This window comes from Pseudomonas sp. MRSN 12121 (assembly GCF_000931465.1).
In the GTDB taxonomy this organism is placed as follows: domain Bacteria; phylum Pseudomonadota; class Gammaproteobacteria; order Pseudomonadales; family Pseudomonadaceae; genus Aquipseudomonas.
The window spans coordinates 5,263,544-5,285,715 of sequence record NZ_CP010892.1 but is presented as its reverse complement, the minus strand read 5'-3'; the positions used below and the strand labels follow the sequence as shown (position 1 = coordinate 5,285,715).

Annotated in this window: 20 protein-coding genes; 12 read left to right on the top strand and 8 right to left on the bottom strand. The window is 66.8% G+C overall.

Features of this window, described 5'->3' with window-relative positions:
- The first annotated feature begins 35 nt into the window (after window positions 1–35).
- From TO66_RS23940 to hutH, 7 genes are all read left to right on the top strand, one after another.
- On the top strand, window positions 36–557 hold the full coding sequence (locus tag TO66_RS23940; protein ID WP_044464596.1) for a sigma-70 family RNA polymerase sigma factor: 522 nt from the start codon (window positions 36–38) through the stop codon (window positions 555–557).
- 1 nt (window position 558) lies between these two features.
- Window positions 559–1,515: a FecR domain-containing protein gene (locus TO66_RS23935; protein ID WP_044464595.1), complete on the top strand. Its 957-nt coding sequence runs from the start codon at window positions 559–561 to the stop codon at window positions 1,513–1,515.
- Between the two features lie 360 nt (window positions 1,516–1,875).
- On the top strand, window positions 1,876–4,530 hold the full coding sequence (locus TO66_RS23930; RefSeq protein ID WP_082061179.1) for a TonB-dependent receptor: 2,655 nt from the start codon (window positions 1,876–1,878) through the stop codon (window positions 4,528–4,530).
- Window positions 4,531–4,593: 63 nt separating this feature from the next.
- Entirely contained in the window at window positions 4,594–5,607 is a 1,014-nt protein-coding gene (locus TO66_RS23925) for an ABC transporter substrate-binding protein (protein WP_044464594.1), read from the top strand.
- Between the two features lie 204 nt (window positions 5,608–5,811).
- Window positions 5,812–6,741 (top strand): aliphatic sulfonate ABC transporter substrate-binding protein, encoded by a 930-nt coding sequence (locus TO66_RS23920; RefSeq protein ID WP_052506153.1) that lies wholly within the window; start codon window positions 5,812–5,814, stop codon window positions 6,739–6,741.
- A gap of 5 nt (window positions 6,742–6,746) precedes the next feature.
- Complete coding sequence (locus TO66_RS23915) at window positions 6,747–7,751, top strand: ornithine cyclodeaminase family protein (RefSeq protein ID WP_044464593.1); 1,005 nt, start codon at window positions 6,747–6,749, stop codon at window positions 7,749–7,751.
- A complete protein-coding gene (gene hutH / locus TO66_RS23910; protein ID WP_044464592.1) occupies window positions 7,748–9,226 on the top strand; it encodes a histidine ammonia-lyase in 1,479 nt (492 codons plus the stop codon). Before TO66_RS23915 ends, hutH begins: the two co-directional genes overlap by 4 nt.
- Before the next feature lie 325 nt (window positions 9,227–9,551).
- Here the strand turns inward: hutH and gstA are convergent, their stop codons facing one another.
- Entirely contained in the window at window positions 9,552–10,160 is a 609-nt protein-coding gene (gene gstA / locus TO66_RS23905) for a glutathione transferase GstA (RefSeq protein ID WP_044464591.1), read from the bottom strand.
- Window positions 10,161–10,256: 96 nt separating this feature from the next.
- Here gstA and TO66_RS23900 point away from each other — a divergent pair, with 96 nt between their 5' ends.
- On the top strand, window positions 10,257–11,129 hold the full coding sequence (locus TO66_RS23900; RefSeq protein ID WP_044464590.1) for a LysR family transcriptional regulator: 873 nt from the start codon (window positions 10,257–10,259) through the stop codon (window positions 11,127–11,129).
- Between the two features lie 86 nt (window positions 11,130–11,215).
- Here TO66_RS23900 and TO66_RS23895 read toward each other — a convergent pair whose 3' ends face one another.
- The 4 genes from TO66_RS23895 to TO66_RS23880 all read right to left on the bottom strand — a co-directional run bounded on the left by TO66_RS23895 (window position 11,216) and on the right by TO66_RS23880 (window position 14,737).
- Complete coding sequence (locus tag TO66_RS23895; protein ID WP_044464589.1) at window positions 11,216–11,725, bottom strand: hypothetical protein; 510 nt, start codon at window positions 11,723–11,725, stop codon at window positions 11,216–11,218.
- Window positions 11,726–11,881: 156 nt separating this feature from the next.
- Window positions 11,882–13,303: an MFS transporter gene (locus tag TO66_RS23890; RefSeq protein ID WP_044464588.1), complete on the bottom strand. Its 1,422-nt coding sequence runs from the start codon at window positions 13,301–13,303 to the stop codon at window positions 11,882–11,884.
- A 288-nt stretch (window positions 13,304–13,591) separates the two neighbouring features.
- Window positions 13,592–14,221, bottom strand: coding sequence for a glutathione S-transferase family protein (locus TO66_RS23885; protein ID WP_044464587.1), 630 nt, complete (start codon window positions 14,219–14,221; stop codon window positions 13,592–13,594).
- Window positions 14,222–14,305: 84 nt separating this feature from the next.
- Entirely contained in the window at window positions 14,306–14,737 is a 432-nt protein-coding gene (locus TO66_RS23880; RefSeq protein ID WP_044464586.1) for a PACE efflux transporter, read from the bottom strand.
- A 132-nt stretch (window positions 14,738–14,869) separates the two neighbouring features.
- Between TO66_RS23880 and TO66_RS23875 the strand changes: the two genes are divergently transcribed.
- Window positions 14,870–15,778 carry a LysR family transcriptional regulator gene (locus tag TO66_RS23875; RefSeq protein WP_044464585.1) on the top strand — a complete coding sequence of 303 codons (909 nt, stop codon included), beginning with the start codon at window positions 14,870–14,872 and terminating at the stop codon, window positions 15,776–15,778.
- Window positions 15,779–15,788: 10 nt separating this feature from the next.
- Here the strand turns inward: TO66_RS23875 and TO66_RS23870 are convergent, their stop codons facing one another.
- Window positions 15,789–16,754, bottom strand: coding sequence for a LysR family transcriptional regulator (locus TO66_RS23870; RefSeq protein WP_044464584.1), 966 nt, complete (start codon window positions 16,752–16,754; stop codon window positions 15,789–15,791).
- Between the two features lie 66 nt (window positions 16,755–16,820).
- On the opposite strand from TO66_RS23870, the gene TO66_RS23865 reads away from it, so the two are divergent.
- Window positions 16,821–17,441 carry a LysE family transporter gene (locus TO66_RS23865; protein ID WP_044464583.1) on the top strand — a complete coding sequence of 207 codons (621 nt, stop codon included), beginning with the start codon at window positions 16,821–16,823 and terminating at the stop codon, window positions 17,439–17,441.
- A gap of 7 nt (window positions 17,442–17,448) precedes the next feature.
- Here the strand turns inward: TO66_RS23865 and TO66_RS23860 are convergent, their stop codons facing one another.
- Window positions 17,449–18,480, bottom strand: coding sequence for a LacI family DNA-binding transcriptional regulator (locus tag TO66_RS23860; RefSeq protein WP_044464582.1), 1,032 nt, complete (start codon window positions 18,478–18,480; stop codon window positions 17,449–17,451).
- 215 nt (window positions 18,481–18,695) lie between these two features.
- Here TO66_RS23860 and TO66_RS23855 point away from each other — a divergent pair, with 215 nt between their 5' ends.
- Window positions 18,696–19,229 (top strand): gluconokinase, encoded by a 534-nt coding sequence (locus TO66_RS23855; RefSeq protein WP_044464581.1) that lies wholly within the window; start codon window positions 18,696–18,698, stop codon window positions 19,227–19,229.
- Between the two features lie 81 nt (window positions 19,230–19,310).
- Complete coding sequence (locus tag TO66_RS23850) at window positions 19,311–20,663, top strand: GntP family permease (protein ID WP_044464580.1); 1,353 nt, start codon at window positions 19,311–19,313, stop codon at window positions 20,661–20,663.
- Window positions 20,664–20,830: 167 nt separating this feature from the next.
- Here TO66_RS23850 and alaC read toward each other — a convergent pair whose 3' ends face one another.
- Window positions 20,831–22,045: an alanine transaminase gene (gene alaC, locus TO66_RS23845; protein WP_044464579.1), complete on the bottom strand. Its 1,215-nt coding sequence runs from the start codon at window positions 22,043–22,045 to the stop codon at window positions 20,831–20,833.
- Window positions 22,046–22,172 lie beyond the last annotated feature (127 nt).

The window sequence follows — 22,172 nt, the reverse complement described above, 5'->3', positions numbered from 1 at the left end:
GGACATACCGCGCAACCTTCTTCATTGGAGCCACTATGTCCGGCGCCGACACGACTCACAGCGACTATGTGGGCGGCTTGTTCCGCAGTCATTACGACTGGCTGTGCGGCCGCCTGCGCAGTCACCTGCACGCCTCTTCGGAGGCTGGCGCCAGCGCCGAAGACATCGCCGCCGACACCTTCGTCCAGTTGCTGAGCAGGCCCGAGGGGGCGCCGATCCGCCAGCCGCGGGCCTTGCTGACGACCATTTCGCAACGCCTGATGTACCAGCTGTGGCGCCGGCGCGACCTGGAGCGAGCCTACCTCGATGCCTTGCAGCACGAGGCCGACAGCGTGCCGCCGTCGCCTCAGGACCTGGCGCAGATGCTCGAGGCGCTGGAAGCCATCGACCGCCTGCTCGACGGCCTGCCGGCCAAGGTCAAGGCGACCTTCCTGCTGTCCCAGGTCAACGGCCTGACCTACCCGCAGATCGCCGAGCAACTGGGGATCTCGCAACGTTCGGTCAGCGACTACATGACCCGGGTCGCCCAGCGTTGCCTGCGCCTGGACCTGGACTGAAATGAGCCAGGAACCCACGCAACGCCTGATCGACGACGCCACCCGTTGGTGGGTGCTGATGAATTCGGGGCAGGCCAGCGAGGCCGAGCACCGTGCCTACCAGCGTTGGCGCAGCGAAGACCCGCGCCACGAGCAACTGTGCCGGCAACTGGAGACCCGCCTGGGGGTGTTCCAGGTGCCGATCGCCCAGGGCATCGACGGCCAGCTGTTGCAACGCGCGCTGAACGCCCCCGGCAGCCGGCGCAAAGTGCTGCAACGGGCCTTGCTCGGCGCCGGGGTGATGCTGGGGGCCGGCGCGCTGCTCAGCCAGCATGGCTTGCCCATGGCCGAGTTGACCGCGGACCTGCGCACCGGCACTGGCCAGCGCCAGTCGCTGACCCTGCCCGACGGCAGCCAGCTGCGCCTGAATGCGCGGAGCGCGGCGAACATCGACTTCGATCCGCAGCGGCGGGTCGTGCAGTTGCTGGAGGGCGAGATGCTGTTAAGCCTGGCCCGTGATCCGGCGCGCCCGTTTTTTCTGCAGACCGCCCAGGTGCGGGTCCAGGCCAGCGGCAGCCGCCTGCTGTTGCGCGAGCGTGACGGCCAGGGCCAGGCCACGGCGCTGGACGGCCCGCTGGACATCGCCGGGCACGGCGGTGAGCGCCTGCAATTGCTCGGCGGCCACGAAGTGGCCTACGACGCCTTCCATTTCGGCCCCGTGCACCCGAGCCGGAGCAGCGCCACAGCCTGGGTCGATGGCTTGCTGGAACTGCGCGACACGCCGCTGTCGGAGGTGGTCGAAGCGCTGCGGCCGTATCGACGCGGGGTCTTGCGCCTGGACCCGGCCATCGCCGGGTTGCGGGTCAGCGGCCTGTTCCGCCTGGACAACCCGCAGCAGATCCTCGACAGCCTGGCCCGCACCCTGCCCATCCGTATCACCCGCCACACCGAGCTGTGGGTGACCCTGAGTGCCGCGTGAACCTCATCGGATCACACACCACCTCCGTAGGAGCCAGGCTTGCCGGCGATGCAGCCAACACGGTGGGCCAGACACACCGTCATCGCGGGCAAGCCTCGCTCCTACGACGGTCCGGCAGCGCTTTTCCGTAGGAGCCAGGCTTGCCGGCGATGCAGGCGACGAGGTGGGCCAGACACACCGCCATCGCGGGCAAGCCTCGCTCCTACGACGGCTGGGCACGCTGGTTCTAAGGCCATAACCAAACGATCTGCAAGTTTTCTCCCGGCTATTGCACATCACTCCGGTAAACGCTGCGGGGAGCAGCGTCACCGGATTCCCGAGATGGGATTCCTGATGTCGGATCTTTTGCGGGGGAGAGTCATTTTGCGTACATCCACAACAGTGCGGCGTCGTTCGCGCCTGGCCCTGGCCATCGGTCCCTTGGCCGCCGTGTTCTTCACCGGGGCGCAGGGCGCGGAAGCCGCCCGCCAGCAGTACCACCTGGCGCCCGGTCCGCTGGACGAGGTGCTCTTGAGCATCAGCCGGCAAAGCGGCCAGGTGATTTCCTTTACCCCGCAACTGGGCCAGTACTCGTCGGCCACGGTCGATGGTTCGTTGTCCGCCGAGCAAGCGGTGGCGGCCGCCCTGCGCGGCACCGGCCTGCAATTGCAGGTCAGCCCGGATGGCGCGTTCATCATCAAGGAAGGCGCGCCAGCGGCCAGCGCGCCCGCCAGCAAAGCCTCGGCCCAGGCCAGCGACGCAGCGGCCCCGACCCTCGACCGGGTGGTCGCCATCGGCACCCGGCGCAACGACGCCACGGCCCTGACCAGCGCAGCGCCGGTGGACGTGATCAACAGCCAGGAACTGGTGCAGACCGGCGCCACCAGCCTCAACCAGGCGCTGTTCCAGCTGCTGCCCTCGTTCAACTTTCCGCAGAACCAGAGCGCCACCCGCGGGCAGAACCCCAAGGGCGCTTCCCTGCGCGGGCTGTCGCCGGACCAGACCCTGGTGCTGATCAATGGCAAGCGCCGGCACACCTCGGCGGTAGTCAACATCTCCGGCGGCGTGCCGTTCATTGGCGCGCAGCCGGTGGACCTGGACATGATCCCCATCAGCGCCATCGACCATGTCGAAGTGCTGCGCGACGGCGCCTCGGCGCAATACGGTTCCGACGCGGTGGCGGGGGTGGTCAACATCGTGCTCAAGGAGCGTGACAGCGGCGGCCAGCTCAACACGCAACTGGGCCAGTACGCCCAGGGCGACGGCTTCAGCAAGAGCGCCGACGGCTGGTACGGCCTGGGCCTGCCGGGGGATGGTTTCCTGACGCTGAGCTTCAACGGCCTGAACAACAAACCCACCGACATCGGCGACAAGTACGAGGCCGGCGGCCAGTTGCAGGACCCGCGCTGGGGCGGCGCCGGGCGCGACAAATACAACCTGGCGGCCAACGCCGAGATCGGTCTCAACGACCAGTGGCGGCTCTACAGTTTCGCCACGTTCGGCCAGGACAAGTCGGTCAACAACACGCCGCCGCTGCTGGCCAGCAACCCCAACAACGTCGCCGCGATCTACCCCAACGGCACCATTCCCAAATACCGCTACCGCTATGAGGACGGCGCGCTGACGGTGGGTAGCCGCTACGAGGACGAGAGCATCGGCCGCTTCGACCTGAGCGCCACCTACGGCCGCGACAAGCACGACGAACTGGCCTTCAACACGGTCAACCCGAGCTACGGCGCCAACAGCCCGACCAAGTTCGACGTGGCGACGCTGGTCAACGAACAGACCAACCTCACCCTGGATTACGCCAAGGACCTGGACGTCGCCTGGTCGAGCCATCCGCTCACGGTCTCCGCCGGGGTGGCCTATCGCGACGAGCAGTACCGGCTGGAGGAGGGCGATTATTCCTCCTATTCCTTTGGCGGTATCGATGGCGTGCAGGTCGGCGCGGTACAGGCGTCGGGCCTGACGCCGGACGATGCCGGGACCTACAAGCGGCATGTCGGCGGGGTGTATTTCGGCCTGGAAAACCAGGTCACCGACCAGTTCCAGCTCGGCCTGGCCGGGCGCAGCGAGCATTACTCCGACTTCGGTTCGGCCACCACCGGCAAGCTCTCGGCGCGTTATGACTTCACCCCGCAAGTGGGCCTGCGGGCCACGGTCAACAATGCCTATCGCGCGCCGACCCTGGGGCAGATCGGTACGTCCTGGACCACCACCACCAACGTCGATGTCAACGGCAACCCGGTGCTGACCCGCATGCTCCCGGCCGACCACCCGGCGGCCCGGGCCCTGGGCGCGCAGCCGCTGAAACCGGAAAAATCCACCAACTACTCGCTGGGCCTGGTGCTGCGGCCGACCGAGCAGGCCTCGTTGACCATCGATGCCTACCAGATCTCGATCCGCGACCGCCTGCTCTACAGCGGCGGCATTTCCGGGCCGGATGCCGAGCGGATTCTCAGCGAGGCCGGGTTCGGCCAGTACACCTGGGCGCAGTTCATGACCAACGCCGCCGACACGCGCACCCGCGGCGTCGACATCGTCGGCAAGTACAACCTCGACCTGCAGCGTTACGGCGCCCTGAGCCTGTCGGCGGGCTACACCAAGGCGCGGACCACCATCGAGAAGATCCACTCCAACCCGTTCGGCTTCGACGTGCTGACCCGCGAGGCCCAGGGCTTCCTCGAACATGGCTATCCCGAGGACAAGCTGGTGCTGGGGGCGATCCATCGCTACGGCCCCTGGACCGTCGCGCTCTCCCAAACCCGCTACGGCGAGTACCGCAAGTACGCGGCGTCGGCGGCCAATGCGCAGTACGACCAGACGTTCGCCGCGCAGTGGATCACCGACCTGGACGTCAACTACGCCTTCAACCGCCAACTGCGGCTGTCGGTGGGCGCCAACAACCTGTTCGACAGCAAGCCCGACGATTTCAACAGCCGCCTGCGCCAGACCCCGGGCCAGCAGTACAGCTACCTGTCGCCGGCGGCGCCGGAGGGGGCGTTCTACTACACCAAGCTCACCTACGACTTTTAACCGCCCCTCGTGGCCGCTGCCGGCGGCCACGGGGCGCCACGCACACCAAGCAAGAGGTTCACCATGAAGATCATCAGACACCTGCTCGGCACTTCGCTGCTGACCCTCGGCCTGCTGGCCCAGCAGGCCCCGGCGGCGGACAAGCCGGCGCCGATCCACTTCGGCGACATCACCTGGGAAAGCGGCAGCCTGATCACCGAGGTGCTGCGGCTGATCGTCGAGAAAGGCTACGGCTACCCGACCGAGACCCTGCCCGGTAGCACCGTGAGCCTGGAAGCGGCACTGGCCAAGAACGATATCCAGGTGATCGGCGAAGAATGGGCCGGACGCAGCCCGGCCTGGGTCAAGGCCGAAGCCGAGGGCAAGGTGTTCGGCCTGGGCGACACGGTCAAGGGCGCCACCGAAGGCTGGTGGGTGCCGGAATACGTGATCAAGGGCGATGCCGCGCGCGGTATCGCACCACTGGCGCCGGAGCTGAAGTCGGTGGCCGACCTGGCCCGCTACAAGGAGGTGTTCCGCGATCCGGAAGACCCCGCTCGCGGGCGTTTCCTCAACAGTCCCACCGGCTGGACCTCGGAAATCGTCAACAGCCAGAAGCTCAAGGCCTATGGCCTGAGCGACAGCTTCGTGAACTTCCGCACCGGCTCCGGTGCGGCCCTGGACGCCGAGGTCAGCTCGTCGATCCGCCGCGGCAAACCGGTGTTGTTCTACTACTGGTCGCCGACGCCGCTGCTGGGCAAGTTCAAGCTGGTGAAGCTGGACGAGCCGGCCTTCGATGCCGAGGCCTGGAAGACCCTGGCCGACGCCAGCAACCCCCATCCGCGGGGCACCCGTTCGATGCCGGCGCACCTGGCCATCGGCGTGTCGGCGCCGTTCAAGGCGCAGTACCCGGAACTGGTGAGTTTCTTTGAAAAGGTCGACCTGCCCATCGACCTGCTGAACCGCACCCTGGGGCAGATGAGCGAGACGCGCCAGCCACCGCGCCAGGTCGCCGAGGCCTTCCTGCGCGAGCAGCCGCAGGTCTGGCAGGGCTGGGTGCCGAGCGACGTCGCCGGCCGCGTTCGCGCCGCCCTGTAGCCCGCCCGCCAGTGGCCGGCAACGCGCTGTGTCAGGGCCATCGCTATCGCGGGCAAGCCTCGCTCCTACAGTTGGCGTGGCTCTGCTTTTGTAGGAGCCAGGCTTGCCGGCGATGCAGGCGCCGCGGTGTGCCAGACAAACCGCTATCGCGGGCAGGCCTCGCTCCTACAGGAGGCGTTTTTTCAATGGGTTTGGGAGTCATTCATGTTCAAAGGTTTTATCGTCACCCTGTGTCTTACGCTCTGCGCTTCGCTGGCCCTGGCCGGGGAGCCTGGGCAATTGCGGATCGGTTATCAGAAAAGCTCGGTGAGCATGGTCCTGGCCCGTGAGCACCAGTTGCTGGAAAAGGCCCTGCCCGGCACCCAGGTGCAATGGATCGAATTTCCCGGCGGCCCGCAACTGATCGAGGCGCTCAACGGCGGCAGCGTGGATGTGGGTAATATCGGCGACATCCCGCCGATCTTCGCCCAGGCCGCGGGCATCGACCTGCAATACATCGGCGTCGAGCCGAGCGACGGCAAGACCGAGGCGATCCTGGTGCCCAAGGGCAGCCAGGCCCAGGGCCTGGCCGACCTCAAGGGCAAGCGCGTGGCGCTGCTCAAGGGCTCCAGCGCGCACAACTTCTTCCTCAAGAGCGCCCAGCGCGCCGGCCTGAAACTCACCGACGTGAACCTGCTGTACCTGTCGCCGGCCGATGCCCGCGCCGCGTTCGAGCAAGGCAAGCTGGATGCCTGGGTGATCTGGGACCCTTACTACTCGGCTGCGCTGCTCGATGGCAGCGCCCGGCTGCTGAGCGACGGCCAGGGCCTGGATTCCGGCGGCAGCTTCTACGTCGCCAGCGGCGCCTTCCTGCGCCAGCACGGCGCCGCCGTGGCGTCGATCCTCAAGGCGTTCGGCGCGGCCCAGCAACTGTCCTTCGACCAGCGCGACGCCAGCATCGACAGCATGACGCGGATTCTCGGCCTGCAACGGGCGGTGGTGGAAAGCTACTTCAGCCATCGTTCGCGCGCGCCCTTGCAGGGCATCGACGCCCGGGTCGTCGCCAGCCAGCAGCGCACCGCCGACCTGTTCCTCGCCAATCGCCTGATCCCCAGGGCGGTGCGGATCGAGCAAGCCGTGTTCAAGAGCGAGTGACTGCCATGCGACCTATCTATATCGACTTTCTCAATGGCCCGGACATCGCCGAACTGGCCCTCGACAACGCTGAAATCCTCGCCGCCGTCGAGGCCGGCCTGGCGCTCCAGGGCCGCGGCGAGGCGGTAATCGAGCCGCGTACCCACCTGATTCCCGGGGGTGAGGCCAACGGCCATTTCAACGTGCTGCGCGGCGTGCTGGGTGGCGACATCGGCCGCGCCGGGGTCAAGGTGGTGGGCGATTTCGTCGACAACTACCAGCAGGGCCTGCCCTCGGAACTGGCGATCCTCAACCTGCTGGACCCGGCCACCGGCGTGCCCCAGGCCATTCTCGACGCCTCGGCGATCACCGATATGCGCACCGGCGCGATCACCGCCATCGGCGCCAAATACCTGGCCCGTCCGGACAGCAAGGTGCTGGCGCATATCGGCGCGCGCGGCACGGCGTACTGGAACGTGCGCTTGCTCGACCACCTGTTCGACTTCGAGGAGATCCGCGTGCACTCGCGCCGCGAAGACAGCCGCGAGGCCTTTGCCGAACGCCTGCGCCGCGACCTCGGCAAGCCGGTGAGCGTGACCCGCGATTGGGAGAGCGCGGTGCGCGGCGCGGACATCGTGGTCGAGGCGTCGCGGCTGAACCAGCCCGAACCGTTGCTGCGCACCGAGTGGATCGAGCCGGGGGCCTTTGTCGTGCCCTACGGCACCATGAGCGCGGTGGAGCTGTCGCTGACCGACATCATGGACAAGCTGGTGGTGGACGATTGGGGCCAGTGCAAGGGTGGGCTCTTCGGTGCGCTGCGGGCGCATGTCGAGGCCGGCAAGCTGAGTGAGCGAACCCTGCACGCCGAGCTCGGGCAGATCGTCGCCGGGCTGCGCAGCGGCCGGCAGAGCGCCACGGAAACCATCCTGTTCTGGCACCGCGGCCTGAGCCTCAGCGATATCGCCCTGGGCCATGCGCTGCTGCAGAAGGCCCGGCGCCTGGGCATCGGCCAGCGGCTGCGTTTCGCATGATCGGCCTGGGCCCGGAGGGCCTGGCGCTGGCGGACCTGCTGCGGGTGGCCCGGGAAGACGCGGGGCTGCAATTTACCCCGTCGGCCCGGCAACGGATCGACGCCGGCCACCGGTTGTTGCGCGAGCGGATGGCCGCGGGCGATTCGATCTATGGCGTGACCACCGGCCTGGGCGCTGCGGTGGACGTCGACCTCAGCCAGGCGGATGACGACCGGCAACGGCGCATCCCCCTGGGCCGCGCCGTGGGCCTTGGGCGCCTGGCCACGCGGGCCGAGCTGCGGGCCATGCTGGCTGCGCGCCTGGCCGGGCTGGCCCAGGGCCGTTCGGGGATTTCCCTGGCCAGCGCCGACAGCCTGCTGGCCTTGCTCAATGCCGGGATCGAGCCCGAGGTGCCGTTGCTGGGCTCCCTGGGCGAAAGCGACCTGGCGCCGCTGGCGCACCTGAGCCTGGCCCTGCTCGGCGAAGGCTGGGTGCAGTGGCGCGACGAGCGCATGCCGGCGCGGGAAGCCCTGCGGCGCAATGGCCTGCCACCGGCGCGGCTGGTGGACAAGGACGGCCTGGCGCTGGTCTCGGCGAATGCCGCGAGCGTCGGCCTGGGGGCCTTGTTGCTGGCCGAGGCCGACCGCGCGCTGGACAGCCTGTTGGCGGCGCTGGCGCTGGCGTGCGAAGGCTATCGGGCCAACCTCAGCCCCTTCCAGCCCTGGGCTTCGCGCCTGCGCCCGGCGCCGGGGCAGGCCGAGCAATCGGCGGCGCTGCTGGCGTTGCTCGACGGCAGCTCGTTGCAGCAGCCCGGCGGCGCGCGGCGCCTGCAAGACCCCTTGAGTTTTCGTTGTGCCGGCGTGGTCCAGGGCGCGGCGCGGTACGCCTGGGCGCAACTGCGCGAACAGCTGCAGGTGGAACTGGCCAGCGGCGCCGACAACCCGGCGCTGATCGACGAGGAGCGGCAGGTGCTGGCCACCGCCAATTTCGACAGCACCCATCTGGCGCTCGCCGGGGAGAGCCTGGGGCTGGCCCTGAGCCGGGCGGCGGCCTGCTGCGCCGAGCGCATCGCCAAGCTGCTGTCGCCGGCGTCCAGCGAGTTGCCTCGGTTCCTCAGCGAGCGCTCCGGGCAGGTCGGCATGGCAGCCCTGCAACGGACCGCCGCCGCGCTGCTGGCAGAGATCGGCCACCTGGCCAATCCGCTGCCGGCGGTCTGCGTGCCGGTCGCCGACCGGGTCGAGGACTATGCCGGCCAGGCCCTGGCGGTGATCGAGAAAACCCGGCAACTGGTCCGGCGCCTGGGCTGGCTGGCGAGCATCGAGCTGATTGTCGCCGCCCAGGCCATCGACCTGCGCGGCGACCTGCAACTGGGCAGCGGCAGCGCGCGCATTCATCGCGCGGTACGCAGCCAGGTGGCCTTCCTCGACCAGGACCGGCCGGGCTCGGTGGATGTGCTGGCGCTGAGCGAATTTATCGAACGCGGCGGGTTGGAGTGAAGGGGCGACGGCCCTCGCGGGCAAGCCTCGCTCCTACGGTCGGTGCGGCCCAGCTTTTCGTAGGAGCCCGGCTTGCCGGCGATACAGGCGCCGCGGTGCGCCAGGGCGATCGCGATCGCGGGCAAGCCTCGCTCCTACAGCCGGGGTGGGTCGGCTTTTCGTAGGAGCCGGCTTGCCGGCGATGCGGGCACCGCGGTGTGCCAGGGTGATCGCCATCGCGGGCAAGCCTCGCTCCTACGGTTGGGGGGGGGCGGCTTTTCGTAGGAGCCCGGCTTGCCGGCGATGCGGTGTGTCAGGGCGATTGCGATCGCGGGCAAGCCGGTCGCTAGGACGAGGCTGCCTCGGCCGCCAGGGCCGCCTGTACGGCTTGGCGCTGTGCGATACGTGCCTGGAAGCGGGCCAGCGCGGGCCATTGCGCCAGGTCGATGGCGAAGCCGGTGGTCCAGCGCAGTACGGTGAACAGGTAGGCGTCGGCGACGCTGAAGGTTGCGCCTAAGAGGTAGTCCTGCCGTTCCAGGGTACGGTTCAACAGCCCCAGGCGCTTGAACAGCTTCTGCCGGATCAGGGCCAGGGTCGCTTCGGGAAACTCGTCGTTGAACAGCCAGCCGAGGCCGCCATGGATCTCGCTGGAGACGAAATTGAGCATCTCCTGCAGGCGCACCCGCGGCCAGCTGCCGTTGGCCGGCGCCAGGCCCGCGCGGGGCTCGAGGTCGGCCAGGTATTGCAGGATCGCCGGGCCCTCGGTCAGCACCTGGCCGTCGTCCAGCTCCAGCGCCGCCACGTAACCCTTGGGATTGATTGCCAGGAAGTCGGCGCCGTCGGCGGTGAGCTTGCGGCGGTTGTCGACCCGCACCAGGCGGAACGGCAGCGCCAGTTCACGCAGGACGATATGCGGGGCCAGCGAGCAGGCATCGGGCGAAAAATACAGGTTCATCGAGGACTCTCCGGAAAGGGGAGACCAGTGTCATAGTGCGCGTTGCCCTCAGTAAAATTACTCTTTCAAGAACTATCCATAAGGACAGCTACTGCCATGATGAACCTGATGCACTGGCGCATGCTGGTGGCCGTGGCGGATACCGGTACCATCACCCGCGCCGCCGAGCGGGTCGGCATGACCCAGTCCGGCGCCAGCCAGGCCCTGGCGCAGCTCGAGGACAACCTCGGCGTGCAGCTGTTCGTGCGCGAGAATCGCCAGGCCCTGCCCACCGCCGTCGGCGAGCAGGTGATCGAGCAGGCGCGGCTGATGCTCGCGGCGTTGCAGACCATCCGCGAGACCGCGGACGCCAGTCGGGACCTGCTGCGGGGCACGATCCGCCTGGCCAGTTTTCCCATGGTGCTGGCGACCTTCCTGCCGCCGCTGTTGCGGCGTTTCAAGCAGTTGTACCCGGGTATCCAGGTGGTGGCGCTGGAGGTCAGCGACGATGAAGTCGAGGCCTTGCTCGACGCCCGGCTGGTCGATGCCGGCGTGGTGCTCAATCCGGCGCCCCAGCGTAGCGCCGGCCTGTTGGGGCGCGACACCTGGGTGGCGGTGCTGCCGGCCGGGCATGCCCTGGCGCGGCGTGGCCAGGAGCAGGGCGTGGACTTGCAGGAACTGGTGCGCGAGCCCTTCGTGCTGGCCACCGGCGGTTGCTCGACCAACGCCCGGAGCCTGGCGGCGGAGGCCGGCCTGGCGCTGGCGGATGTACGGGTCGAGGTGCGGGAGTGGAGCAGCGCCTTCACCCTGGTGCGCGAGCAGGTGGGGGTGACCCTGGTGCCGCAGCTGACCTTGCCGGAGCAACGCCACGGCCTGTGCGTGTTGCCGCTGAGCGTGCCGATCCCGCGCAGTTTCGCCCTGGTGCCGGCCGAGGGCAGCGCGCCATCGCCGGCGTTGCGTGCCTTGCTCGAGATGCTGGATGCGGGCTGAGTCCGGGCGATGCGGCGTGGCGAAATGCACAAGGGCTCCCCATGGGGAGCCCTTGTGCGCTGAGCGGTTGTTGCGTGTTGCGTGGCTTACAACGAGGCGAGGAACTTGTCGGCGACCTGGGTAGCGACGCCGCTGTGGTCTTTCTCGACCTGCGCCAGTTTCAGCTTGTCCTGGACCCGTTGGGCTATTTCCTGAGCCACGGCCTGTTGTTTCTCCGGCGGCATGTTTTTCAGGTCTTCCTCGGTAATCCCCATTTCGTTGAGGATCTGGTCGCGCATCCGCTGTTCGGGAGACTTGCTCATGTAGTCCTTGAACTCGTCCACCGCCGAACCCTGGGTGGCGCTGTTGGTCTGCGCGGTGCCGCTGGCCGGCGGGGTGGCTTGCAACAGCACGCGGGTCTTGGCGAAGGCCGCCGCGACATTGTCGTTGACGGTGTTGCTGGCCTGCTGCACGGCCTGGGACGCCTGGAAGGTCGCGGCGTTCTGCACGTTCTGCATCAGGCCGCTGTACAGCGCGCTGGCGGCAGCGGTGGTCGGGTCCAGGTCGGACCGCTGGGAAGGCTGGATCGCCGAGGTGGCGTGGGCACTGACCAACATGATTGGGTACCTGTGTGTAAGGGCTATCGCGCCTATTGCAGCAATTTGCGTGCCGGCGCCCGGCAGCCCTCTGCGCCGGGGCCTGGCGCCAGCGCCGGGGGGCAGCCAGCGGCAGGCGGCGGACAGGCCTTGCCGCTTGCGGCCAGCGGCGACCGCTCAGCGCTGGGCGATGTTTTCCAGGGCCAGGTTGCGGGTGCGCGGGCCGAAACGGCCGATGGTGAACATCACGATCAGCATGCTGCTGACAATGAACGCCAGGACCCCGGGCGTGCCGAAGTGGTCGAGGAAGAAGCCGATCAGCAGGCTACTGAACACCGTCGACAGGCGGCTGAACGAATAGCAGAAGCCCACGGCCCGGGCGCGGATCGCGGTGGGGAACAGTTCGCTCTGGTAGGCGTGGTAGCTGAAGCTCAGCCATGCGTTGCAGAAGGTGATCAGCACCCCGCAGACGATCAGCCCCAGGGCCGTGCTCTGCCAGGCGAACAGGGTGCCGAAGGTCATCGCCCCGAGCGCCGAGCCGACAATCTGCCACTTGTTCTCGAAGCGATTGGCGAACTTGACGAACAGCAGCGGCCCCAGCGGATAGGCGAGGGTGATGATAAAGGCGTACATCAGGCTGTGGGTGACGCTCACCCCCTGGCCCGAGAGCAGCGCCGGCAGCCAGTTGCCGAAACCGAAGAAGCCGATGGCCTGGAACACATGGAACACGATCAGCATCAGCGCCCGGCGCCGATAGGGCGGTTGCCAGATATCGGCGAAACGCCCCGTGCCCTGCACGTCCACCGGTTCGGGCTGCGGGCTGTCCAGCGGCCGGCCCTGGTCGCGGACGCAGCGCGCCTCGATGCCGTCCAGGATCCGCTCGGCCTCCTCGAAGCGCCCGTGCTGGGCCAGCCAGCGCGGGGACTCCGGCAAGCGTGAACGCAGCCACCAGATAAACAGCGCGAACACCGCGCTGGCCAGCACCACCCAGCGCCAGCCGGCGATGCCGAACGGGTCCTGCGGCACCAGCCACCAGGACATCAGCGCCACCGCCGGCACCGACAGGAACTGCACGAAAAAGGCAAAGGCGAAGGCCGAGCTGCGCAGGTGCTTGGGCACCAGTTCCGAGAGATAGGCGTCGATGGTCACCAGTTCGATGCCCAGGCCGATGCCCACCAGCAGGCGCATGCCGATGACCCCCAGGGCCGAGGTCTGGATACCCATCAGGACCGTGGCCACGGTGTACCAGACCAGGGCGAAGGTGAAGATGGCCCGGCGCCCGAAGCGGTCGGCGATCGGGCTCAGCAGGCTGGCGCCGAGGAACAGCCCGAGAAAGGTCGCCGAAGCGAAGGCGGCCTGGTCGGAAAAACCGAACACGCCGCCGCTGCCGGTGGCGAAGATCCCGTCGCGGATCAGGCCGGGGCTGATGTAGGCGGTCTGGAACAGATCGTAAAGCTCGAAGAAACCGCCGATGGACAGCAGCGCCACCAGGCGCCAGACCGTGGCGACGGCGGGCAGGCGATCGATGCGGGCGCTGATGCTGGCGGCGCGGACCGGGTCGCGGCCGCCGGCAGGGACAGAAGAGGCGAGGGAAGACATGCGCGGGATTCCAGGTGGCGATGACCAGGAATCTTAGCGGGCTAACGGAAATCAATGATTGTGAATGCAGGCCCGGAAGGCGGGATACACGCCGATTTATTGTCGTATTTCGTTACATTTTGCCGATTCGTGCCGCCGTACCCGCCAAGACCACATCACTTCCGTAGGAGCGAGGCTTACCCGCGATAGAGCCCTGACAGGCACCATCCAATTCGGCTACCCGAATCGGTGTTGCGATGACGGACGCCTTCGCGGGCAAGCCTCGCTCCTACAGAAGATACAGAAGGCTCAAGGCTCGCCGTTACGTCCATGCAGCAAGAACCCCGGGCGCTGGCTGAGGCGCTCGTAATAGGCGGCCACGGCGGGATAGTGCGGATGCTCCAGCGGCGCCGCCGCCCAGCGATGCACCGACAGGCCGAGGACGATGTCGGCCAGGGTGAATCGATCGCCGAGCACATAGGCGCCGGTGTGCGCCAGCTGCTGTTCGAGCAGGGCCATCTTGTCGTTCCAGCCGCGCACGCCGGCGGCGATCCGCTGCGGGTCCTGGTAGTCCGGGTTGCGCCGTACCAGGGCATGGAAGGCATACCCCCAGGAGGGGTTGAGCTCCGTGGCCTGCCAGTCCATCCATTGCTCCACCAGCGCCCGGGCTCGCGGGGCGTCGGGCAGCAGCGCCTGCCCGGGCACCTTGCTGGTCAGGTAGCGGCAGATGCTGTTGGACTCCCAGAGCACGCCGGCGTCGTCGATCAGCACCGGCACCTGGGCGTTGGGGTTGAGCTGGAGAAACTCGGGGCTATGGGTCGAGCGGAAGCCGTTGCCCCAATCCTCGCGTTCGTAGGGCAGGCCCAGTTCCTCGCAGGTCCACAGCACTTTTCTGACGTTGATCGATGAGGCTCTACCGAGAATTCTCAGGGTTCCCATGGGCGTTCCTTGGCGGTTGGAGAAGGCCCAGGGAATTTAGCAGTGTCGCCGGTTCGCGGCGACGGCGATTTGCGGCCAGCGGGCTCAGGCCGGGTCCGGCAGCGCCGATGCCGGCAGGCCGAAGACCCGGTCGAACAGCCAGTTGAACGCGAAGGTGTAGCAGGGAATGAACAGGATCAGCGCCAGGTCCAGCAGGAAGGCCTGCACCAGGCTGATGTGCATCCACCAGGCGATCAGCGGGATCAGGAACAGGATCAGCGTCAGTTGGAACCCCACGGCGTGGGCGATCCGCCGCTTGACCGTGCGGGTCCGCGAGACCTGGCGGCTTTCCCAGCGCTCGAACAGGCTGGTGTAGATGAAGTTCCAGGTCACCGCGATGCTGGTGATCACCACCGCCAGCGGTCCGGTGCTGGTGGGCGACGTGCCGGAGAGCAGGGCCAGGCCCAGGGCCGAGAAGGTCATGCCGAAGACCTCGAACAGTGACACATAGACCAGTTTGCGCTTGATGCCTTGCATGCTTTTTCCTCGGTGTTCAGGGGGGCGAGCCGTTCCTGTTGCAGGAAGGACTGGCGAAGGCGGCGCAAGATAGCTTCAATAGTCCTGACAGAAAAAGTCAGAAGCTTTCAGGATTATTGATAGGTAGGGCGTGTGAATTTCTCCAGCGACAGCATCCAGTTGTTTCTCGCCGTGCTCGAGCGCGGTTCGTTTTCCGCGGCGGCCCGGGCCCTGGGCAAGGTGCCGTCGGCGGTCAGCATGGGCATCGCCAACCTCGAGGCCGAGCTGGGTTACCCCTTGTTCGACCGTAGCCACCGCGAGCCGGTGCCCACTGCCATGGCCAACGCCCTGGCGCCCCACGCGCGGCTGATCGCCGAGCAGCTCAAGCACTTGCAGGTGCACGCGGTGGAGTTGTCCCTGGGCCTGGAGAGCCGGTTGTCCATCGGCGTGGTCGAGGACATCGACAAGTCGCAGGTGCTGGCGGCGATCAAGCTGATCGCCGAGCGCCATCCCTTGCTCGACATCGAAGTGCTTAGCGCGCCCCAGGACGATGTCCTGCAACTGCTGCACAGCGGGCGGATCGCGGTCGGCGTGGCGTTTGCCGGGGTCAGCCTGAACGTCCTGGAGTATTTCCAGTACGTGGGCAGCGAGCGGATGATCGCCTGCATTTCCGCGCGCCATCCGCTGCCCATGGCGCCGGACGCCACGCTCTATCTGGAGGAACTGGTCAATGTGCGCCAGGTGGTGGTCGCCAGCCGCGACCTGCCGATCCGCGATACCCGGCCGCTGATCGCCGAGTCCTACTGGCGCACCGACAGCCTGGCCATGGCCCTGGACATGGTCGAGGCCGGCATCGGCTGGGGCAACTTCCCGCTGTCGGTGATCACCCCGCTGCTCGACGCCGGACGGCTCAAGCGCCTGACCTTCAAGAACATCGACAACGGCCTGCTGCTGCCGGTGCACGCGGTATGGCTGAAAAACCAGCCGCTGCAAAAGGCCGCCCAGGCCCTGGTGCAGTTGTTGGGTGGGCAGGACCCGGCGCTGCTGCAGGTTCGAGCCTGAGCCTGCGGATTCAGGGGGCTGGGCGGGCAGCGTCGGGTGGCGCGCTGCCTGGCGGCAACGCCTGGTCGCGCAACCACTCCAGCAAACGGGCGAGGGGCGAATCCGCGTCGATGGCCTCGGGCGACAGCAGGTAATAGGCGCTGCCGTCGGCGATAAAACCGAAAGGCGCGACGAGCAGGCCCGATTCCAGGTCGTCGCGCACCAGTTGCCAGGGCGCGATGGCCAGCCCCAAGCCAGCCACAGCCGCTTGCAGGCTGAAGTAGAAATGTTCGAAGACCTGCTTCTTGCCCGGCGGCTGCACCATGCCCTTGAGATTCAGCCACTGGTCCCAGGCTTGCGCCCGGGTCGCGCTGTGCAGGCGGGGGGCCGCGTTCGACAGTTGGCTGTGGCCGGTTTCGTCGCGGGTCCAGAGGGCCGCCTGTTCGGGGCGGCAGACCGGACCTATGGCTTCATCGAACAGCCACTGCGCGTGGGTGTGTCGTTGCCAGGGGAAGTCGTTGCGACGGATCGCCAGGTCGATGCCCTGCGCGAAAGTGAAGGGCCCGCCGCCGGCCACCAGTTGCAGGGGGATATCCGGATGAGCGGCAAAGAACGCCGGCATCCGCGGGATCAGCCAGCGCATCAACAGGGTCGGTTCGCAGGACAGCACCAGCGTCGCGGGCTTGTCGGGCGTGCGCAATTTGCGCGCGGTGGCTTCGATCAGGTCAAACGCACTCTCCACGCTGCGTAGCAGGTCATGCCCGGCTTCGGTGAGAAATACCCGATGGCTGCGCCGCTCGAACAGTGACGTACCGAGGTTTTCTTCCAGGGCCCGCACCGCGCGGCTGATGGCGCCGTGGGTCAGGTGCAGGGCCTCGCCGGCGCGGGTGAAGCTCTCCAGGCGCGCGGCGGCCTCGAAGCAGCGCAGGGCGCTGAGGGGAGGCAGCTGACGCGTATTGCTCTGTGATTTTTTCTCACCGAAGGTGTCAGTTTTCATCGTTCGCCCTGTGGCTGTCGGCTCCCATAAAGTATGGGCCGGATTCTATAGCGCAGGCGTTTGAAAATGACCGAATTGTTAGTCGTAATCACCATCACTGTCCTGGCGGTGCTCAGCCCGGGGGCGGATTTCGCCATGGTCACCCGCAACAGCCTGGTGCTGTCGCGTCGGCATGGGGTGTACACGGCGCTGGGTATCGGGCTGGGGGTGATGCTGCATATCGGCTACACGCTGTTCGGCGTCGGCTTGCTGATCAAGGAATCACTGCTGTTGTTCAGCGTGCTGAAAGTCGCCGGGGCGCTGTACCTGGTGTATCTCGGGATCCAGATGTTGCGCGCGCGCCCGACCGAGGAAGGGCAAGGTAGGCTGGATGCGCCGCGAGTCTCGGCATGGCAGGCGTTGCGCACCGGCTTTTTGACCAATGCGCTGAACCCCAAGACCATGATTTTCGTGGTCAGCCTGTTCATGCAGGTGATGCAGCCAGGCACCGCGCCAGTCGTGCAGCTGGGCTACGGCGCAATCATTGTCCTGGCCCATGTGGTGTGGTTCGTGGCGGTGGCGCTGTTCTTCTCGGCGCCGGGCATTCGCGGCCGGCTGCTGGCTTGCAAACGGCGTATCGATCAATTGTTCGGCGTGCTGCTGGTGGGCTTCGGCGTGCTGCTCGGGGCCTTGAGCCTGCGTTCCTGAGCGGGGCTCAGGTGCTTTCGCGCACCTTCAATTCGAAGCCCATGTCCACCTGGGGCCGGGCCACGGTGTTGCCGGCCATCAGGGTCAGCAGTTGCTCGGCGGCGCGGCGGCCGATGGCTTCGCGCGGGGTGCTGATGCTGCTCAGGCGCGGCACCATGTGCGCCGAGGCGGGCAGGTCGTTGAAACCCATCACCGCCACTTGTTCGGGGACCTTGATGCCGCAGCGCATGGCTTCGAGCAGGGCGCCGTGGGCCAGGTCGTCGTTGCCGAAGAAGATCGCGTCGACGTCCGGGTGGCTGTGCAGCAGTTGCAGGAACAGCTCGCCACCCAGGCCTACCGACGACGGGCGCGGGGTGAGGATCTCCAGGACCGGGTCGTAGAGGCCGGCTTTTTCCAGGCCGCGGCGGAAACCTTCGCCGCGCATCAGGGTGCGCTGGTCGAGCTGGGCGCCGATGTAGGCCAGGCGCTTGCGCCCGCGGGAGATCAGGTGCTCGGCGGCGGTCTCGCCGGCGTTGTGCTGGGAGAAGCCCACGCAGTTCAGGCCGGCGTCGGGGTTGAGGTCCATCATGTAGACGCAAGGCACATTGCTGCCCTCGACCATCCGCCGGGCGCTTTCGGTCCGATCGAAACCGGTCAGCAACAGGCCGCGTGGCTGGTAGGCCATGTAGTTGCGCAGCAGGTTTTCTTCTTCGTCGGGGGAGTAGTGGTAGTTGCCGATCAGCACTTCGAACCCCTTGGGGCGCAGCACCTGATGGATGGCTTCCAGGGTTTCGATGAACAGCAGGTTGGACAGCGACGGCACCAGCACCACCACCGAATGGCTCTGGGCCGAAGCCAGCGCGCGGGCGGCGGGGTTGACTACATAGTTGAGCTCGCGGGCGGCCTTCTGCACCTTTTCCACCAGCTCCTTGGCCACCGTGTCGATGCCGCGCAGGGCCCGCGATGCGGTGATCGGGCTGACGCCGGCCAGGCGCGCGACTTCGTTGAGGGTAGGGCGCCCGGTGGTACGGGTATTTTTATCGTTCTTGGAGGAGGTCATCAGACGGCTTGCCAAACAAAATTCAAGTCACTAAGGTAGCGCTGTCTCGAAACAGCTGCAATGCGTGAGCGCGGTCGGCCTGACCCGCACTCTTTGGTTTCGCGGCCTATATACGCGGCAACCCACAAAAATGACAAGAAGGCGTCGGCAGAAACTATTTTTGCACTAGCATTTCCAAGAGCGAAGGTAGCGCTGTCTGCGCGCTGAGGTGTTACATGAGTCAACCCATCACCGCCCTGGTCATCATGGGCGTTGCCGGCTGCGGCAAGTCCAGCGTGAGCGAAGCGCTGTGCCGACGCAGCGGCGCCACGGCCATTGAAGGCGATACGTTCCACCCTGCCGCCAATATCGCCAAGATGAGTGCCGGTATTCCCCTGGACGACGACGACCGTGCCGGCTGGCTCGACAGCCTGTGCGACGAGTTGCGCCGCGCCCTGGCCGCCGGCCAGCGTCCGGTGCTGACCTGCTCGGCGCTCAAGCGCAAGTACCGCGACCGCCTGCGCAGCGCCAGCCCGGGGCTGGGCTTCGTCTTCCTGCAATTGACACCCCAGGTGGCCGCCGAACGCGTGGCCCACCGGCCGGGGCATTTCATGCCTTCGACCCTGATCGACAGTCAGTTCGCGACCCTCGAATCTCCCGTGGGCGAACCCCTGACCCTGGCATTGGACGCCACCATCCACAGCGTTGACCGGCTGGCCGAACAGGCCCACGGCTGGTGGCTGGAGCATGGCCTGGATCCGTCCCGCTAAGCCTGGCTTCCCTAGATAGCGCTATCCCACTCGGCTCACGTTTTTAATGCGAATAAAAACAACAAACCGGAGGCAACCCCCATGTTTGGCATGTCCCAAGAGACCTTTCTGCTGCTAGACGCAGTGGTCACCATCATCGGTCTGATCGTCTTGATCACCCGGTTCAAGCTGCATCCCTTCATCGCCCTGACCATCGCCGCGGGTTTCCTCGGCCTGACCTCGGGGATGCCGGTGGACAAGATCATCAAGGCGTTTCAGGACGGCTTCGGTGGCGTGCTCGGTTTCGTCGGCATCATCCTGGCGCTGGGTACCATGCTCGGCAAAATGATGGCCGAGTCCGGCGGCGCGGATCAGATCGCCCAGACCCTGATCCGCTCGTTCGGCAAGGAGCGGGTGCAGTGGGCGATGATGTTCGCCGCATTCCTGGTGGGCATCCCGCTGTTCTTCGAAATCGGCTTCGTGCTGCTGATCCCGCTGGTGTTCATCGTCGCCCGGCGCACCGGCGTATCGATCATCAAGATCGGCATCCCGCTGCTGGCCGGCCTGTCCGCGGTGCACGGCCTGGTGCCGCCGCACCCGGGCCCGCTGCTGGCGATCGGCGTGTTCGGCGCCGACATCGGCAAGACCATTCTCTACGGCCTGATCGTCGCCCTGCCGACCGCCATCATCGCCGGCCCGATCTACGGCACCTTCATCGCCAAGCACATCCCGGGGCATCCGAACCAGGAACTGGTGGACCAGCTGGCGCGCGAGAACACCTCGCAGAACCTGCCGAGCTTCAGCGTGACCCTGCTCACCGTGCTGCTGCCGGTGTTCCTGATGCTGCTCAAGACCTTCGCCGACGTGGCCTTCCCGGACGGGCACTTCTTCCGCATCTGGATGGACATGATCGGCCACCCGATCAGTGCCTTGCTGCTGGCCCTGCTGCTGTCGCTCTACACCTTCGGTTCGCGCCAGGGCATCGGTTCCAAGCAGATCCTCAAGCTGCTCGACGCCAGCCTGGCGCCGACCGCGGCGATCATCCTGATCATCGGTGCCGGCGGTGGCTTCAAGCAGATGCTGGTGACCAGCGGCGTGGGTGACGTGATCGGCCACATGGCGGTCAACGCGCAGATCTCGCCGATCCTCCTGGCCTGGCTGGTGGCGGCGGTGATTCGTATCGCCACCGGTTCGGCGACCGTGGCGACCATCACCGGCGCGGGCATCGTGGTGCCGGTGGTCGGAATGATCCCCGGGGTCAACCGCGAGCTGCTGGTGCTGGCCACCGGCGCCGGTTCCTTGATCCTGTCCCACGTCAACGACGCCGGGTTCTGGCTGGTCAAGCAGTACTTCAACATGACTGTGGCGGAAACCTTCAAGACCTGGACCGCGATGGAAACCATCCTCTCGGTGGTGGGCCTGATCTTTATCCTGCTGCTGTCGCTGGTGGTCTGACGCCCCGTTACGCCGCCCACAAAAAAACCGCAGCGATGCGGTTTTTTTGTGTCTGCCCGCTGTAGGAGCGAGGCTTGCCCGCGATAAAGGCACCGCGGTCTGGCTGACTCACCGCGTTATCGTTCATCGCGAGCAAGCTTCGCTCCTACGCAAGCCTCGCTGTGGGATCAGGCGCCTTTCTGTACCAGGCCATCGGCGCGGAACATGCCGCGGATGCCGCGCACGGCCTGGCGGATGCGGTCCTGGTTTTCGATCAGGGCGAAGCGCACATGGTCGTCGCCGTACTCGCCGAAGCCCACTCCCGGCGAGACGCAGACCTTGGCCTCGGCCAGCAGCTTCTTGGAAAACTCCAGCGAACCCAGGTGCGCGTAGGCCTCGGGAATCTTCGCCCAGACGTACATCGACGCCTTGGGGTTCTCGACCATCCAGCCCAGCTCGTGCAGGCCCTTGACCAGCACGTTGCGGCGCTGGCGGTACTGCTCGGCGATGTCCTTCACGCACTGCTGGTCGCCTTCCAGCGCGGCGATGGCCGCGACTTGCAGCGGGGTGAAGGTGCCGTAGTCGTGGTAGCTCTTGATCCGCGCCAGGGCGCTGACCAGCTCGGGGTTGCCGACCATGAAACCGATGCGCCAGCCGGCCATGTTGTAGCTCTTGGACAGGGTGAAGAACTCCACCGCGATGTCCTTGGCGCCCGGCACCTGCATGATCGACGGGGCTTTCCAGCCGTCGTAGACAATGTCGGCGTAGGCCAGGTCGTGGATCACCAGCACGTCGTACTGCTTGGCCAGGGCGATCACCCGTTCGAAGAAATCCAGCTCCACGCACTGCGCGGTGGGGTTGGACGGGAAGCCGAGGATCATCATCTTCGGTTTCGGGATCGAGCCACGGATGGCCCGTTCCAGTTCGTCGAAGAAGTCCACGCCGGGCACCAGCGGCACCGAACGCACCTGGGCGCCGGCGATCACCGCGCCGTAGATATGGATCGGGTAGCTGGGGTTGGGCACCAGCACCGTGTCGCCCTGGTCCAGGGTGGCGAGCATCAGGTGCGCCAGGCCTTCCTTGGAACCGATGGTGACGATGGCTTCGCTTTCCGGATCGATATCGACCTCGTAGCGATCCTTGTACCAGTGCGAGATGGCCCGGCGCAGGCGCGGGATGCCCTTGGAGGTGGAGTAGCCGTGGGTGTCTTCGCGCTGGGCGACGGTGACCAGTTTCTCGACGATGTGCGGCGGAGTCGCGCCGTCGGGGTTGCCCATGCTCAAGTCGATGATGTCTTCGCCGCGCCGACGCGCAGCCATCTTCAGCTCGGCAGTGATATTGAAAACGTAGGGGGGGAGTCGATCGATGCGCGCAAAGCGGCGCGGCGAACCTTGTTTGGCCATTGTTGCCTCGGAGTACGTGAGCGCCCGGAACCGTCCGAGCGACGTCGGCCACTGCGGTGGCCTGGGGGCAGACGATAAGGGCAGCGGCGCGAGGCTGTCCAGAGGGGCACGGCAATTATTTTCCGCC

Coding starts and splice junctions, on each gene's coding strand:
- TO66_RS23940 (WP_044464596.1), top strand. CDS start 36: ATGTCCGGCGCCGACACGACTCACAGCGACTATGTGGGCGGCTTGTTC.
- TO66_RS23935 (WP_044464595.1), top strand. CDS start 559: ATGAGCCAGGAACCCACGCAACGCCTGATCGACGACGCCACCCGTTGG.
- TO66_RS23925 (WP_044464594.1), top strand. CDS start 4,594: ATGAAGATCATCAGACACCTGCTCGGCACTTCGCTGCTGACCCTCGGC.
- TO66_RS23920 (WP_052506153.1), top strand. CDS start 5,812: ATGTTCAAAGGTTTTATCGTCACCCTGTGTCTTACGCTCTGCGCTTCG.
- TO66_RS23915 (WP_044464593.1), top strand. CDS start 6,747: ATGCGACCTATCTATATCGACTTTCTCAATGGCCCGGACATCGCCGAA.
- hutH (WP_044464592.1), top strand. CDS start 7,748: ATGATCGGCCTGGGCCCGGAGGGCCTGGCGCTGGCGGACCTGCTGCGG.
- gstA (WP_044464591.1), bottom strand. CDS start 10,160: ATGAACCTGTATTTTTCGCCCGATGCCTGCTCGCTGGCCCCGCATATC.
- TO66_RS23900 (WP_044464590.1), top strand. CDS start 10,257: ATGATGAACCTGATGCACTGGCGCATGCTGGTGGCCGTGGCGGATACC.
- TO66_RS23895 (WP_044464589.1), bottom strand. CDS start 11,725: ATGTTGGTCAGTGCCCACGCCACCTCGGCGATCCAGCCTTCCCAGCGG.
- TO66_RS23890 (WP_044464588.1), bottom strand. CDS start 13,303: ATGTCTTCCCTCGCCTCTTCTGTCCCTGCCGGCGGCCGCGACCCGGTC.
- TO66_RS23885 (WP_044464587.1), bottom strand. CDS start 14,221: ATGGGAACCCTGAGAATTCTCGGTAGAGCCTCATCGATCAACGTCAGA.
- TO66_RS23880 (WP_044464586.1), bottom strand. CDS start 14,737: ATGCAAGGCATCAAGCGCAAACTGGTCTATGTGTCACTGTTCGAGGTC.
- TO66_RS23870 (WP_044464584.1), bottom strand. CDS start 16,754: ATGAAAACTGACACCTTCGGTGAGAAAAAATCACAGAGCAATACGCGT.
- TO66_RS23865 (WP_044464583.1), top strand. CDS start 16,821: ATGACCGAATTGTTAGTCGTAATCACCATCACTGTCCTGGCGGTGCTC.
- TO66_RS23860 (WP_044464582.1), bottom strand. CDS start 18,480: ATGACCTCCTCCAAGAACGATAAAAATACCCGTACCACCGGGCGCCCT.
- TO66_RS23855 (WP_044464581.1), top strand. CDS start 18,696: ATGAGTCAACCCATCACCGCCCTGGTCATCATGGGCGTTGCCGGCTGC.
- TO66_RS23850 (WP_044464580.1), top strand. CDS start 19,311: ATGTTTGGCATGTCCCAAGAGACCTTTCTGCTGCTAGACGCAGTGGTC.
- alaC (WP_044464579.1), bottom strand. CDS start 22,045: ATGGCCAAACAAGGTTCGCCGCGCCGCTTTGCGCGCATCGATCGACTC.